The following is a 15,908-nucleotide window of genomic DNA, read 5'->3' as shown; positions in this document are numbered from 1 at the left end:
TCCTACAAAATTAACCATTACTTGTGAATTATGACCTATGAATTATATTAGGTTCTATTTTATAATGAGTCTAAATACGCAGTATCAAGTCATTCAGTTAATAATGATAAATTCTATTCCTGCCATTTAAAATTTTAATTTCATTATCATTACTCTGTTATTGCCTGCAAAAACAAGTCTGTTGTAATCAATCCATTGACACACGAATAATCCTTTTTCATCGGAAATTTTCTTCCACGTCTTTCCAAAATCTGCAGAATAGCTGATGTGCCGGTCTCCTACTGCAATGATCTCTTTTCCTTTGGAACCGGGCTTAATCTTTACACAAGTCATATAACCTGCATTATTCTCTGACGCCTGAATCTGCCAGGTCTGCCCACCATCATGCGTTGTAGCGATATTATTGATATTGGCTTCCTGTTTTGTATAATCTCCACCTACGGCAATACCAAACTGATCATCCGAGAAATCCACCGAATACATTCCCTGGGAAGATTCTCCTTGTATGAAAGGGGTTTCAAAAACCTCAAACTTTTCATTTTTAAAATTCAATCTTACAATCCTTGATGCCTTTCCTCCCGTTGCAATCCACATATAATTTTTGGTGGATGAAATATTGGTGTTACTTGCAGCAAAAGCAGCTTCTCCAGGGTTTAAAGCTATATTATTTTTAAACATTCCCCATTTTCCGTTTTTATATACAGCCAGTTTTAAGAGGTTGTCTTTATCTGCATCACTGAAAGTGTAAGCAAGTTTATCATTCACAAAATGCAGTGCATCATAAAAAGCAGTTTTTGTGGTATCAGTAAAAACAACCTGTGATTTTAAATCTTTTTTATCAATTTTAAAAAACTTTGCCGGACTTTCAATATTGATGGCATAAAAAGAGGTTTTATCCTGTCCCAGGGTTCTGAACTGAAGTTTAGTTTCTGATAATTTAATCTGTTTTTGATTTTTTGAGTCTTTTAAATCAATAAATCCGAACTTGGAATCGGTTCCGCTGTACCAGACTTTGTTATCATGGAGCTCAAGGGCTCTTACACTTATTTTATCATTGAGAACCGTTTCAAAGCTTTCAACCTGTTGAGAAAACACACAGATTCCTGCGAGCATAAACGTGATGGAAAATATCTTTTTCATATCAATTTTATTTACAAAAAAAACCGCCGAAGCGGTTTATAATATTAGTTTTCATCCTGATATTTTTCAGGATTATTAAGTTTACTGTTTGATTTTCCATAAAGGAAATACACTAAACCTCCCAGGAAGAGCCATACTGCAGAAAGTTCCAATGCATGAGCACTCAGGTTAAAAATTAAGTATATGTTAATGATTACTCCTAATGCAACAACGATCTTATAAGCAGGCACTTTGAATGGTCTGATCAATTCCGGTTCTTTCTTTCTCATCACCCAAACTGCGATACAAACCAACGTAAAAGCAAATAAAGTTCCGAAACTTGTCATATCTGCCAAAGTAGAAATCGGTGTAAAGGCAGCAATAAGTGCCACTACAATTCCTAACAGAATAATTCCTTTGTAAGGAGTTTTTGTTTTTGGATGAAGTTGTCCGAAAAATCTAGGAATCAATCCGTCTTTTGCCATTCCAATAAATATTCTGGACTGCCCCATCATCATTACCATTACTACAGAAATTAATCCTATGGTAGCAGCAATGGTTACCACATTACTTGCCCAATGTTTACCTGCAATTTCAAAAGCATATGCTACAGGAGCTTTAATCGCATCAGGATATTTCCCTTCCGGGTTAAAGTCCGTATAATGCATCATCCCTGTCAATACAAGAGATACACAAATATACAAAGCAGTACAAACCAATAGTGAAGCAATAATGGCGAAAGGCACATCTTTTTTAGGATTAATCGCCTCTCCTGCCTGTGTAGAAACAGCGTCAAAACCAATATAAGCAAAGAAAATCGCGGCAGCTCCGGAAACAATTCCTTTAATACCATAGGCTGAGACCATATCTCCTTCCGAATTCTTAATCTTTATCGGATCAGGAATAAAAGGTTTCCAGTTTTTAACTCCGTCAACGGCATTATAAAGATCCGTGTTAGAAAATATGATATAAACACCTGCTATAATTACAAAAATAACTGCAGAAGTTTTCATTAAAACAATCAGGTTATTAGCTCCTGCTGCTTCTTTAGTTCCTTTTACCAACAATGCAGTAATTAATAAAACAAGAATAAATGCAGGTAAGTTCATTGAGAAACCGTCCCCTGTATAACTTGACGGATCTGAAGTCAGGTAAGCAGGCAAATGAATATTAAAAATTTTCAAAAACTTGTTAAAATATCCGGACCAACTCACCGAGACGGCCATACTTGCCATGGCATACTCCAGGATGAGGCACCACCCCATCGCCCAGGCAAAAATCTCACCTACCGTTCCATAAGCGTAAGCGTAAGCCGACCCTTCAACAGGAATAATAGAGGCAAACTCTGCGTAGCACAATGCTGCAAAAACACAGGCAATACCTGCTATAATAAAAGAGATTGCCAGTGCCGGCCCTGCATGATAATAGGCTCCGGTTCCTGTAAGAACAAAGATTCCGCCACCAATGATAGCACCTACTCCAATTGCTGTTAAACTCCATTTTCCAAGGACTTTTTTCAGCTCACTTTTCTTCATATCTGCCTCATAGGCACTTAGCGGCTTCTTAACCCAAATTTTCGACATGTTTTTTTATTTAATTAAGGATTCACGAAAATATAAAAAATTTAGGAACTCCCACGTTTATCGTTAAACTTTCATCATTTATTTTACATTAAAGCCTTTAAAAGTATAAACAACACATTATAAAATTCATTTTAAAATGTCCTATTTTTTGCTTATTTTTGATCACATGAATTTATATGATCTTTTTGTAAAGCCTTATGAAAGCTACGATTCTTTACAGATTATACTTGAAGCTTCGGGTGCTATTTTCGGAACTTTGAGCGTATATTTTTCCATTAAGAAAAATATATGGGTCTATCCTACGGGTATTATTTCAACCCTCATCTATGTGTATATTCTGTTCAACTTCGGGTTACTGGGAGATTGTTTAATTAATGTATACTATACAATAATGAGCGTTTATGGCTGGATTTTGTGGGCAAAAAATTCTGAAGATCATATACATGTAGATGTTACCTGGGCTACTAAAAAGGAATGGAACTATGCCATTATTCTTTTCATTCTAAGTTTGGGGCTCGTTACTCTTATTTATTATTATAAACCTTATATTGACAATCATTTTTCAATGGAGAGAACCAACCTTGGATTATATCATTTGGATTGGGCGAATTGGATGGACGTTTTTACCACTTCAATATTTTTAGTGGGAATGTGGTTTATGGCCAAACAGCGCATTGAGAACTGGATTTTCTGGATTATCGGAGATTTTATTTGCATCCCGATGATGATTTTTAAGGGTCTCGGAATCACTTCGGTTCAATATTTGGTATTTACTATAATGGCTATCTTAGGATATCTAAATTGGAAAAAAAGTTTTAAAGAAAAAAAAGTACAATAAAGTCATGAAAAATTTATTAAAAATAGCATTCAGCATTATTGCTATTAGTAGTTTAACATCTTGTTTGGCATATTCAGACGGATACGGGTATAATGGCGGTTATGGCGATCCATATTATAACAATGGATCTTATTACGCTCCTTCCGGATATTATGGAAGCGGTGGATATTACGGAAATGATGGATATTATTACAGAAACAATGTCAACTATTATTATGACAACGGTGTTCCTTACTACTACTATAATTCTAATAATTCAAGAAGAAAAGTATATGTAGAAAGAAGATCAGGATCAACCTCAAGACCTGATGGTTTCAGAGGTCAGACTAATAGTGGTAGCGGTTTCTATAACAATGGAGGCAGCAACAATGGAAGCGGTTTCTATAATAAAGGTAATACTAACAGCAATAGAAGCAACAGTGGCGGTTTCAGAAACCAAAACAACAGCGGTTATCAGAACAATCAGGGAAATCAAAATAACGGAGGGTACAGACAAGGAAGTGGTTTCCAAAATAACCAGAGAAGTACAGAGTCCAACAGTGGGGGATTCAGATCAGGAAGTAACAACAGCAATTCGAACAGCAATAATACTTACAGATCAGAACCATCAAGCGGTAGCGGATTCCGAAGCGGATCAAGCAGTTCAGGTAATTCGGGCAGCTCCGGCAGTTCAGAAAGACAGAACAGCGGAGGCTTTAGATAAAACGATTATAAATAAGGAAACGAACAGTTAACACTGTTCGTTTTTCATTTTAAATATATTAATTTTGCTTCTTCATTTAAGACAAAAAACAATATGGAATTTTATAAATATCAGGGAACGGGAAATGATTTTGTAATGGTAGATAACCGTGACCTCCAATTTCCTAAAGATCAAAAAATCATCGAGAAATTATGTGACAGACGTTTTGGAATAGGAGCCGACGGCCTTATTCTATTGGAGAACGATCCTGACTATGATTTTAAGATGGTTTATTATAATTCTGATGGTGGCGAAAGTACCATGTGTGGAAACGGCGGAAGATGCCTCGTTGCCTTTGCTTTCTTCCTTGATATTTTCGAAGATAAATGTAAGTTCATTGCAACAGATGGTGAGCATGAGGCAGAGATTCATAATGGAATTATCAAATTAAAGATGATCAATGTAGATACTGTTTCTCATGACGGAAATGATTCTGTTCTTAATACCGGCTCTCCTCACTATGTAAAATATGTAGAAAACCTGAATGACCTCGATGTTTATCAGCAAGGATACGGCATAAGAAATTCAGAAAATTATAAAGAAAAAGGAATCAATGTAAACTTTGTAGAAAAAATTTCTGAAAATGAAATTTTCGTAAGAACCTATGAACGAGGCGTTGAGGATGAAACTTACAGCTGTGGAACCGGAGTTACGGCTTCTGCTTTAACCTTTCTACAAAAAGATCATCTAACTTCTGTAAAAGTTAAAACTTTAGGTGGAAACCTTAAAGTATATGCTGAAAAAAACGGAGAATCTTTCCAAAACATTTGGCTGGAAGGTCCCGCAAAGCAGGTTTTTAGAGGCAAGGTAGATATTCTTTAAAAACAAAAACTTTTAATCAATAGTATAAGAATGAAAAAAGGTATTCTCATTGTTATTCTGCTTGTATTTGTAGTGGCAGGATTTTTTGGTTTGAGATTTTATAATAAATATTACGGGAACAATGTAGAAAAAGACGGCTACATTTTGATTTCTCATAAAGCGGGATTCAATCAGATTCTGGATTCTATTGCTCCTTATATTAAAGATAAGGAATCTTTTGAAGCAGTAGCTAAAGATAAAGGTCTTAATGCTCATTTCAAAGCGGGTCGTTATCATATCCAAAGTGGTAAAGGAAACACGGATCTTGTCAATATGATCAAGGCCGGAAACCAGACTCCAAATTCTTTCAGAATCGGAGATTTTGGAGATATGTACCAGATGATTGGCAAGGTGACAAAAAAAACAGAGCTGGACTCTTTGCATTTTGTAAGTGATCTTCATGGTATTGCTCAGGAGAAAGGTTATAAAAATGTTGAAGATTTAAAAAAATATTTTTTCATCGATACTTACAACTTCTTCTGGACAGTAAGCCCAAGAGAATTTTTCGCCAAGTTTGAAGATCAGTATAATGACTTCTGGACGAGTGAAAGGAAAAACAAAGAACAGCAATCGGGTCTGACAAGAGATCAGATATATGCCCTTGCTTCTATTGTATATAAAGAATCCGGAGGAAAAAAAGATGAAATGAAAACGATTGCAGGATTATATTTAAACCGATACAGAAAAGGCATGAAACTTCAGTCTGATCCTACGGTGATCTATGCCATCAATAAGCAGACTAATTTTAAGGAATCCATCAAAAGGGTTTTATATAAGCATCTGTCTACTCCATCTCCTTACAATACCTATGCAAATGCTGGGATTCCTCCGGGACCGATTTGTGTGGTAGATAAGAATTCAGTAGATGCTGTTTTAAATGCAGAAAACAATAATTATATATTTATGTGTGCCGATCCTGCAAGATTTGGATATCACAAATTTACAGCAAGTGCAGAAGAACACGCTGTGAATGCAAAAGCCTATCAGGACTGGCTTAATTCAAAAAATATAAAATAGGCTCAGCAAGCACCTAAAACTTATACAGCTAAAAATAATAAACGATCATAATATTTTGAAAATCAAAACACTAAGGAAACTCAAAGTATTAGGGGTTATCCCTTCATGATTTTATACAAAAAAATAACCTATGAAGAATAAGACAGAAATTGTCAATATTTTCACCAGAAAAACTTTAGGACTTACGTTGGTACTTTCGGCAGCAGCAATGGCTTTTGCGCAAGAAAAGGCAGGAATTTCAGGAAGTATTGTTAACAAAAAAAATCAACCGGTACCCTATGCCTCTGTGACTTTTAGCAATAAAGCCAACAAAACTTTGAGTGACGCTGTACTGACTGACGAAAAAGGACAGTACAAGCTACAACTGGCTCCGGGAGATTACGACATTACGGTAGAGGCTATTGATTACAAGAAAAGTGTAGTCAGCAAAAACATTACGGCAAGCGGAAACATCGGAGCATTATCCATCGAACCCGAAGCTACAACAACTTTGGACGGAAAAACCCAGGAACTACAGGGGGTTGTTATCACAGCTTCTGCAACAAAACCTTTTAAAGTAGAACTTGATAAAAAAACCTACGATCCTTCACAGGATATCGTAAGTAAAGGAGGTAGTCTTCAGGATGTATTAACCAATGTACCTTCCGTTTCTGTAGATACTGACGGTACTGTATCTATGCGTGGAAGCACTAATGTAAAGTTTCTGATCAATGGAAAGCCTTCTGCCCTTCTTGGCATTGATGACGGAGCCAATGCATTGCAAAGTATTCCTGCTGATCAGATTGAAAGAATTGAGGTAATCACCAACCCTTCTTCAAAATTTGAAGCCAGTGGTACTTCGGGTATTTTAAATATTATTCTTAAAAAGAACAAAAAAATAGGCTTTAATGGGAGTGTCGTAGGAACTCTGGGATATTTTCCAAGGACAGCTCTTAATACGAATTTAAGCTGGAGAAAAAATAACTGGACGTGGTTTGTGAATGGCGGCGGCGGCTACACAGAAAACAGAACTAAGAATAATTCGGAAACGACTTATCATAATATAGCTTTCCCGACCATTGTAAAGGAGAAAATCCCAAATGACGTCCCTGTACACCAGCTGCAAAATTCAACCAATAAAACCTTTAACAAAAATTATAATGCAAGTGCAGGTTTTGTATATGATCTTTCTGAAAAAACATCCATCAATTTAACAGGATTAGTGCGAACATTTGAGGGAGACGGGAATGAATTATTGGATACCTATGACAGTTTCTACCGATTTTTCAGAGATAATCCACTGGATCTGCAGACTGTAGCAGGAAAATGGAGCCTTTTGAACCCTCATGGATTAAGGGATTCCAAGAGTGTATTTAACAACCTGGCATTTCAGGGAGATGTAGGACTGGATCATAAATTTGATGATAAGGGACAGAATTTATCTTTATCATTAAGTGTACAGAGAAACAGAAGCAATAATAATGCAGACATTCTTGAAACCAATGATCTTAGACCCGATATACAAGATATTACCAGAAGACATTCTGTAAGTAAAACAATTATCGGAAAAGCTGATTACGAGTTACCGATAGGAGAAAATTCCAAATTTGAAGCAGGATATAGATTAGATGTTAATGATAATACATATGATAATTTTGTAAGCAGTACGTCTGATAATCCATTTATTCCGGATTATAATAACAACACTGATTACAGAGAGATATTCAATGCTTTTTATCTTCAGTTCAGAAGTAAAATCGGAAACTTTGGATATCAGTTAGGTTTGAGAGATGAGCTTTCGAATGTTAAGATTAATTACGCCAATCAAAACCCTAATACACCCGCAATAGATAAGACAAAGAATTACAACAATCTGTTTCCAAGTGTATTTTTAAGCTATGACGTTTCCAAAAACAATCAGATTTTGGTTAACTACTCCCGTAGAATAGACAGACCGAGATCGTTCTTTATGGTCCCTTTTCCAAACTATAGCAACAGTCAGAACATTTTTGAAGGAAATATTGATCTGAATCCATCCTATGTAGACTCTTATGAGGTTGGATATAACATTACGAGAAAGAAATTCACCATCAATCCTACTTTGTATTACAGACATGCTACTGATGATACTAAAATGCTTGTATACAGACCTGATGAAAGTAAAAGTGTTTTCTATACAAAACCTATCAACCTTGGAAATGATGATCGTTATGGTTTGGATCTTAACTTTACTTATGACCCTTTTGCATGGTTGAAAATAATGGGTAGTTTGGATATGTTCGGATACAAAACGACTGGAATTGCCTACTATGATGCAAAAGATGTAAATGGCGTGGCAAAAACAGGTTCTATGAACTTTACAGGGAACGGTTTCTCTACGAGAGCACGTCTTAATACAACATTTAAGCTTGATAAAACTTTAAGTGTACAATTGCAAGGATTCTACAGAGGGGCACAAAAAACAGCGAATCAGAATACACAGGATATGTATGCACTGAACTTTGGAGCTTCAAAAACCATCTGGAAAGGAGACGGAACGCTCTCTTTTAATATCCAGGATATCTTCAACACCAGAAGCAGAGAAGTATTGAGTTTCAACAGCGATTATACACGAAGCAATTATATGCAATGGCAGCCAAGACAATTTTCTATTTCTTTAACCTACAGATTTAAACAGGGAGAGAAAATAGAACAGGCTAAAAAGAAAAAAGATATTAATTCTAATGCAGCAGGCGACGACCAACAAGGTGGCCCAATGTAACAAAATAAAATCCCGAAAATTACTTCGGGATTTTTTTATTCTTTTATTTTACGGATTCAGGTTTTGAATATTTATCCTTTTCTGCTTCGTAAATTCTTCTTCTTAAATCACTGGTGGAAAACCTGTGGTCTCTTTTGTTATAAAAGATTTCTATTCCTTTTTCTTCACAGTATTGTTTACCTGTAAAATCTCTGTCCATATAATCATCACCGATAATTCTTACGTCAATGACGAAAGACTTTAAAATATCCTGTAAATCTTCTTCTGTATAGTAAGGAATAATCTCATCTACAGCGTTTACCGCTTTTAGCTGAATATAACGCTCAACAATAGTCTGGCTTGGCTTATTCTTGTTGGGGCGATCATGTGAAGGATCGATCTGAAGTCCAACGATTAAATAGTCGCAAACGGTTTTAGCTTCTTCAAGCATTTTGATATGTCCTGCATGTAATAGATCAAATGAGGAAAATGTAATACCTATTCTTTGTGTCTTCATATTAATGTGTAAATTAAAACTTCGCTGAAATAAATGTTCTTTTAAAAGGATAAAAGACCGGTGATTCAGGGAAGGTGTTTTGTAATTCGTTTTTATACTCTTTTTTAAATTGTTCTTTCAAGTCGTCCGGAAGATTTTCAATGTACGGAAGCATAGCTGTTCCGGAAGCCCAGGTAAATACTGCTTCAGCATTTTCCAGGACATGAGGAAACACTTTCTCAAATACGGTAATTTCTCTTCCGTTGTGATCAAATAATATACGGGCATAATCTTCAATTTTCAAGACCGTATATTCTCTTTCCCAGGAGTTATAAGCTGTTTTATAAGGTTCTGTACCTGCAATTTTTCTCAGCAGTTGATGTACGATATACTCATGGTTGGATGGTATTTGTACCGCCAATTGTCCGCCTGGTTTAATTTTACTGATAATCCTTGGAAAAAGTTCTTTATGATTGCTGCACCACTGTATGGCGGCGTTGGAAATAATAAGATCATAAGCATCTCCAAGATGAAGTTGCTCTTCGATGCTTCTTTTATCAAAATGAAGTCTGCTTGTTGCAAAATGAGCTGCTTTTTCAAGCATTTCTTCTGAAGAATCTATGCCCAACACTTTGGAATCTTCCAGGTAATCCAAAAGCTTAGAGGTCAGTTCTCCGGTTCCACATCCTAAATCGATGACGGATAAACCGGTCTTTGACTCAACAAGTTTTAATAAATCAAAGAAAGGCGCTGAACGCTCTTCTTTAAACTGATCGTATACTTCAGGATTCCAAGCCATAATGATAATATTTTTAGTTTCTTGAGTTCAGGTATTTTTGCCACTCCCAGACAGTTCTCAAAGATTCTTCCAATGAGGTTTCAGACTTCCATCCAAGCTCCTTTTCTGCTTTTGCAGGATTTGCATAAGCAATGGTAATATCACCATCCCTTCTTTCACAAATCTGATAAGGAACCTCTACATTGTTTGCGTTTTCAAAAGCTTTTACCACTTCCAGTACTGAAGAACCTTTTCCTGTTCCTAAGTTGTAAGTATCAATCACCGCTTCGGAAGACTGATCTTCTATCAGTTTTTTTAGAGCTGCAACGTGAGCCTTTGCCAGATCTACAACATAGATATAATCACGAACTGCTGTTCCATCTTCCGTTGGATAATCATCACCCCAAATGCTTAATTTATCACGCACTCCCGAAGCAGTCTGCATAACGTAAGGTACTAAATTATTAGGAATCCCAATGGGTAATTCCCCTATTTTACCAGATGGATGGGCTCCGATCGGGTTAAAATATCTTAAAATTGATATTTTGCGATTATATGCTTTTGCAAAATCAGCCAGGATTTCCTCTCCCATCTGCTTTGTTTTGCCATATACACTTTCAGGCATTTTCAAAGGAGTATTTTCATCAATTGGCATTGTATCTGCCTGTCCGTATACGGTACATGATGAACTGAAAATGAAATTGGAGATTTCTCTTTCTTTAAATTCCTGAAGGATATTGATCAGCGAAAATAAATTATTTTCGTAATAATCCACAGGCTTTATCTGGCTCTCTCCTACTGCCTTTGAGGCTGCGAAATTAATACAACCCTCAATTTTATGAGCTTCAAAAACCTGAGTAAGAAGCTCTCTTCTTTTTAAATCAAAAGGATAAAAAACGGGTTTTTTGCCTGTAATTTCCTCAATATTATTTAAAATAAACCTTTCTGAATTGGATAAATCATCTACAATAACAACATCAAAGCCGCTATTGATAAGTTCTACCACTGTATGGGAACCGATATATCCAAGTCCACCTGTAACAAGTATTGCCATTTTTTAATCTTCGTGTTTTCCTATATTTTCTATTTCATTTTTTTCTATTTCTCTATGATTTAAATAAAAGATATAAAAAAGAACAAAACCGATAACTAATGTATTAAAAATAATTACAAAGTTGTAATATGAATTGTTAATGTAACTTTTAATTAAGGTATAATTAGCAAAACAAACCAAAATAAGGATTACTACTGCAAAAAAATTGAGAATAACCTTTGTATATTTTAATTTGCAAAAAATAATTATTCCTGCAATTAGGTTCACAATTATGTAAAAAGAGTATTTCAGAATATTTTCAAAAATACTCTCTTTATAGTATTTAGAATAAGATAAGGAATTGTAGGACATTACCGTATTTATCAAATAGAGTAAATAAATTCCTACTATAAAAAGATGAAACCCTAAAAAGAATTTATACTTTTTACCTTTAAGAAAAAATTCCTTCATCTTTTTTATCCCATAAACTCAAGCACTGCATCTGTAATATACTTCAACTGCTCTTCATCCAATTCAGTATGCATTGGAAGGGAAATTACCTGATCCAATAACTTATCTGTATTCACAAAATCAGCATCGTTACTTTCCTGGAAGTATGCTTTTTGTTTTCTTAATGCTACCGGATAATAGATCATTGCCGGAATTTCTTTCTCTGTAAGGAATTTCTGTAGCTCATTACGTTTTCCGTTCAGGATTCTTAATGTATACTGGTGAAATACGTGGGTAGAGTTTTCAGATCTTTTAGGAGTAAGAATGTTTGGATTCCCTTCGAATGCTTCATCATAGTAATCTGCAGCCTTTCTTCTTGCTTCGTTGTAAGAATCCAGATGCGGAAGCTTTTTTCTTAAAACCGCAGCCTGAATGCTGTCTAAACGGGAGTTTACTCCTACCTCATCGTGGTAATATCTTTCGTACATTCCGTGGTTTACAATTCCTCTTAAACGGTGAGCCAGCTCATCATTATTGGTAAAGATCGCACCACCATCACCATAACATCCCAGGTTTTTTGAAGGGAAGAAAGAAGTTGTTCCTACTGTAGACATTGTTCCGGCTTGTTTTACTGTTCCGTCAGAAAATGTATAATCTGAACCAATTGCCTGTGCATTGTCCTCAATAACGTACAGATTATGCTCTTCAGCAATTTTTAGAATTTCTTCCATATTAGCACATTGTCCGAAAATATGTACCGGAATAATGGCTTTAGTTCTTGGAGTAATCGCTTTTTTTATTTCTTCAGTTGAAATCGTAAATGTATCGTAATCAACATCCACCAATACAGATTTTAATTTTAGCAAGTGAATGACTTCCACTGTCGCTGCAAACGTAAAATCAGCAGTAATGATTTCATCTCCTTCTTTCAGATCTAACGCCATAAGGGCAATCTGTAGTGCATCAGTTCCATTAGCACATGGAATCACATGTTTCACGTCTAAATAAGACTCCAATTCATTCTGGAAAGACTTTACTTCAGGACCGTTGATAAAAGCTGCCGAATCCATTACATTTAAAACTGCATTGTCAACATCATTCTTTATTTTGTAATACTGACTTTGCAAGTCAACCATCTGAATCTTTTTCATATAATAAATATTTCTGTAAAAATAAGGAATTTAAAATCCTATCAAAAATTTTATTGATTTTGTTTTTATCTTTATACAAAATAATGCTATGAAAAAACTTTTACTCTTTTGTTTCTTAACAGGTTATTTCGGTGTATCGGCTCAAACAAAACTGGTTTTTGTACATTTTACCGATAAGCCTAATAAAGCGGCTTTTTATGCCAATCCACTTTCAGAGCTGAGTCAAAAATCCCTCACCAGACGCTCTACGTTGGGAATTCCATTAAACGACCAGGATGCTCCTATCGAACAATCTTATCTTCAGAATCTTCAGAATCTAGGTTTTACGGTGACGGATTATTCCAAATGGCTCAATGGAGCGGCAGTGAATGCTACTCCTGCACAAATAGCCACATTGCAGGCTCAACCTTTTGTGTTATCGGTAGAAAGTTTTGCCAGAAATAATTCTACAGGTGTAAAAATGTCACCAGCTCAAAAGTGGAATGATAATATAACAACTCATAAGACACTGACGAATTTTAATTATGGTTCCGGTACTACACAAATTGATCAGGTTAATATAAGACCACTTCATCTGGCAGGCTATACCGGGACAGGAATCTCAATCGCAGTGATTGATGCGGGATTTCCAACGGTAAATACAGGAGCTGCATTTTCAAGATTATGGGCCAACAATCAGATTAAAGCCGGTTATGATTTTGTTACCAAAACTACGGACATCTACAACAGCACTTTAAGCGCACATGGTACAGCCATTTTGGGTGCTATGGGAGGCTATCTTGAAAACCTGTTTGTAGGATCGGCTCCGGATGCAGAGTTCTATCTTTATCGGACTGAAAATTCTTTGGTTGAAGTCCCGGAAGAGGAATTATATTGGATTGAAGCTGCTGAAGAAGCAGATAGAAAGGGCGTAGAAATCATTACCTCATCCCTAGGATATAATGTTTTTGATGATCCTCAATACAGCTATACCTATGCAGATATGAACGGAAGCACCTCCTTCATAGCAAGAGCTGCCGGGATTGCCGTGGAAAAAGGAATTTTTGTACTGGTAGCAGCCGGAAATTCAGGCGATAAGCCATGGCATTATCTTTTGACTCCTTCAGACAACGCCAATGTTTTTTCTATCGGAGCAGTGGATTCTGCAGGAAGTTCTTCAGTATTCTCTTCTTATGGACCTAATTCTCTTGGAGTAATAAAACCTGATGGAAGTGCTCACGGAACAAATACGACAACCGTGGTAGATAATGCTACCGTAACCGTTAATGGAACTTCTATCTCCACTCCCATTGCTGCAGGAGGTGTCGCTTGTTTCATTCAGGCATTTCCCAATATGAACAGAGAACAAATCAGAACAAAGCTAAGACAAACGGCTTCTCTTTATCCAAATCATACAGACCAAATGGGATACGGTATACTCAATTTTGGCAGCATTTATAACACCGTTCTGAATACTTCTGAAATTTTGAAGAAAGAAAAGTTCAGTATTTTCCCCAACCCTGTTAAAAATATTTTGAATATTGCTACAGAACATGAAGTTCAAACATTGGAAATCTATGACAATCTGGGAAGACTGATCAGAAAAAATAAGAATCAAAAAACAATAAACATAGCAGATTTTTCAAAAGGAGTTTATTATCTGAAAGTTCAGATTAAAAATAAGTCGTATTATGAGAAATTCATCAGAGAGTAAAAATATTTTTTAGCACTCATATCTTCACAAGTCTGGACTCTTCAATGACTACCCGAAAATATGTTTTGGCTAAAGCCAATGGATTTGATTAATAATAGAAGAACGGGCTAAAGCCTAGTGGTGGTCGGAAGAATGTCCGACCATTTTATTTTAAGTTTTAAAGACTTTATCAGGATTTCCACCTGCCCCTATTATTAATATGGATATGGCAAGGTTTCTTATCTCCATAGCAAATCTTCTTTTGGCTGTTTTATATCCTATATTATTTGCTTTTTTATAGATCAGTATAAGCATAGCTGTAATAAGAGTCATGTAAATCATTACTTCTATACCATTTTTATTGAGTGAAAGAAGATGACTTGCATGAAGTTCCTGTTTTAGAAATCTAAAAAAAACTTCAATATCCCATCTTTTTCGATAATAATTCGCAATATCTTTTGCAGAGATTTGAAAGTCATTGGTCAGAAACCAAAATTCTTTTTCAGGTTGCTGTTTGCTGCTTACTACAACCAATCTGAAATGTGTTTCAATTTGTTCCTCTTTATTATAAGTTTTCCCTTTTTGAGTTGGGACAGGTTTTGACGAATATAGCTTTACTAAACTGTCTTTTATCAGTACAATTTCTCCTAAGTCGATATTCTGATCTTTTTCAATAAAAGACTTTATTTCTTCATGTTTTCTATTTTCTTTAGATCTTATAACAAAAAACACCCCTTTATCATCAAATTCTTTCATTCTTTGGGCAGAACCCAATCCTTTATCTATAATATAAATATTGGCATGTTCTTTTTCTCTTTTCACATGTTGCAATACAGCTTCAGAAAGAGCATTATCTTCTGCACAGTATTTGGGAGTATTGTAAATTTCAACTCCACAAGGAAGTAGTCCATCAAATAAGACACTGTACTTAATAAATTTCTTACCTCCGTTTTGAGCAATGCCTTCTTTTAATTTTCCAGCGGCTTCACCAATAACAGTGCTATCTGTTCTTATTAAATCATATTTTTCTCTTTCTGCCGGGTTATAGGAATCACAGAACATATTATAAATACAATCGTAGATTTCTTTAAAGTATCCTGAATCGATTTTCGAAAGCCTCTCAGAAATAGAACTGCGTCTGACAGTTTCAGTTTCATCAAGATTGAATAAAGCCTTAAATACAGGATCTTTAAATGTGTCTTCCAGTGTTCGCTGGCTTAATTTTTCACTGCTGGTAATGGCAAATAACAGAAGATAAAACATCTTTCTGCCTTGAAGAACTTTAGAATAATGATCTACTTTAGTATTGGCTGAAAGATGGGATAAAAGGGCTTCAGGAATAAAGCTTAACAACTGGGAAACTGAAATTTTGTGTTCGTTGAAAATGGACATATTAATAAGTATACTTATCAAAGATAAAACTTAAGTAACCAAAAATGAAAATCGGAA

General features: G+C 35.5%; 13 protein-coding genes. 6 read left to right on the top strand and 7 right to left on the bottom strand.

Annotation, left to right across the window (positions count from 1 at the left end; translation table 11 throughout):
- Nucleotides 1–126: 126 nt before the first annotated feature.
- Nucleotides 127–1,140, bottom strand: a complete 1,014-nt coding sequence (locus EG342_RS14655; protein WP_103293440.1) for a WD40/YVTN/BNR-like repeat-containing protein — start codon at nt 1,138–1,140, stop codon at nt 127–129.
- A 44-nt stretch (nt 1,141–1,184) separates the two neighbouring features.
- Nucleotides 1,185–2,702 carry an amino acid permease gene (locus EG342_RS14650; RefSeq protein ID WP_103293441.1) on the bottom strand — a complete coding sequence of 506 codons (1,518 nt, stop codon included), beginning with the start codon at nt 2,700–2,702 and terminating at the stop codon, nt 1,185–1,187.
- Nucleotides 2,703–2,868: 166 nt separating this feature from the next.
- On the opposite strand from EG342_RS14650, the gene pnuC reads away from it, so the two are divergent.
- From pnuC to EG342_RS14625, 5 genes are all read left to right on the top strand, one after another.
- Nucleotides 2,869–3,540 (top strand): nicotinamide riboside transporter PnuC, encoded by a 672-nt coding sequence (gene pnuC / locus EG342_RS14645; RefSeq protein ID WP_103293462.1) that lies wholly within the window; start codon nt 2,869–2,871, stop codon nt 3,538–3,540.
- 4 nt (nt 3,541–3,544) lie between these two features.
- The gene (locus EG342_RS14640) at nt 3,545–4,243 is read left to right on the top strand and encodes a hypothetical protein (protein WP_103293442.1); all 699 of its coding nucleotides are present in this window, start codon (nt 3,545–3,547) and stop codon (nt 4,241–4,243) included.
- A 93-nt stretch (nt 4,244–4,336) separates the two neighbouring features.
- The gene (dapF, locus tag EG342_RS14635; protein ID WP_103293443.1) at nt 4,337–5,104 is read left to right on the top strand and encodes a diaminopimelate epimerase; all 768 of its coding nucleotides are present in this window, start codon (nt 4,337–4,339) and stop codon (nt 5,102–5,104) included.
- A 30-nt stretch (nt 5,105–5,134) separates the two neighbouring features.
- Nucleotides 5,135–6,160, top strand: a complete 1,026-nt coding sequence (gene mltG / locus EG342_RS14630) for an endolytic transglycosylase MltG (RefSeq protein WP_103293444.1) — start codon at nt 5,135–5,137, stop codon at nt 6,158–6,160.
- 130 nt (nt 6,161–6,290) lie between these two features.
- Nucleotides 6,291–8,900, top strand: coding sequence for a TonB-dependent receptor (locus EG342_RS14625; protein ID WP_103293445.1), 2,610 nt, complete (start codon nt 6,291–6,293; stop codon nt 8,898–8,900).
- A 43-nt stretch (nt 8,901–8,943) separates the two neighbouring features.
- Here the strand turns inward: EG342_RS14625 and EG342_RS14620 are convergent, their stop codons facing one another.
- The 4 genes from EG342_RS14620 to EG342_RS14605 all read right to left on the bottom strand — a co-directional run bounded on the left by EG342_RS14620 (nt 8,944) and on the right by EG342_RS14605 (nt 12,787).
- Entirely contained in the window at nt 8,944–9,396 is a 453-nt protein-coding gene (locus tag EG342_RS14620; protein WP_103293446.1) for an adenylyltransferase/cytidyltransferase family protein, read from the bottom strand.
- A 13-nt stretch (nt 9,397–9,409) separates the two neighbouring features.
- Nucleotides 9,410–10,174 (bottom strand): methyltransferase domain-containing protein, encoded by a 765-nt coding sequence (locus tag EG342_RS14615; RefSeq protein ID WP_103293447.1) that lies wholly within the window; start codon nt 10,172–10,174, stop codon nt 9,410–9,412.
- Nucleotides 10,175–10,187: 13 nt separating this feature from the next.
- A complete protein-coding gene (galE, locus tag EG342_RS14610; protein WP_103293448.1) occupies nt 10,188–11,207 on the bottom strand; it encodes a UDP-glucose 4-epimerase GalE in 1,020 nt (339 codons plus the stop codon).
- Between the two features lie 455 nt (nt 11,208–11,662).
- Nucleotides 11,663–12,787, bottom strand: a complete 1,125-nt coding sequence (locus EG342_RS14605) for a DegT/DnrJ/EryC1/StrS family aminotransferase (RefSeq protein ID WP_103293450.1) — start codon at nt 12,785–12,787, stop codon at nt 11,663–11,665.
- An 88-nt stretch (nt 12,788–12,875) separates the two neighbouring features.
- On the opposite strand from EG342_RS14605, the gene EG342_RS14600 reads away from it, so the two are divergent.
- Nucleotides 12,876–14,480 (top strand): S8/S53 family peptidase, encoded by a 1,605-nt coding sequence (locus EG342_RS14600; protein WP_103293451.1) that lies wholly within the window; start codon nt 12,876–12,878, stop codon nt 14,478–14,480.
- Between the two features lie 150 nt (nt 14,481–14,630).
- Here the strand turns inward: EG342_RS14600 and EG342_RS14595 are convergent, their stop codons facing one another.
- Nucleotides 14,631–15,851, bottom strand: a complete 1,221-nt coding sequence (locus EG342_RS14595) for an IS4 family transposase (RefSeq protein WP_103294394.1) — start codon at nt 15,849–15,851, stop codon at nt 14,631–14,633.
- Nucleotides 15,852–15,908 lie beyond the last annotated feature (57 nt).

The sequence above is a fragment of the Chryseobacterium lactis genome (assembly GCF_003815875.1).
Taxonomy (GTDB): domain Bacteria; phylum Bacteroidota; class Bacteroidia; order Flavobacteriales; family Weeksellaceae; genus Chryseobacterium; species Chryseobacterium lactis.
Note: the sequence above shows the minus strand (reverse complement) of the source record. Positions and strands in the feature narration are given on the sequence as shown.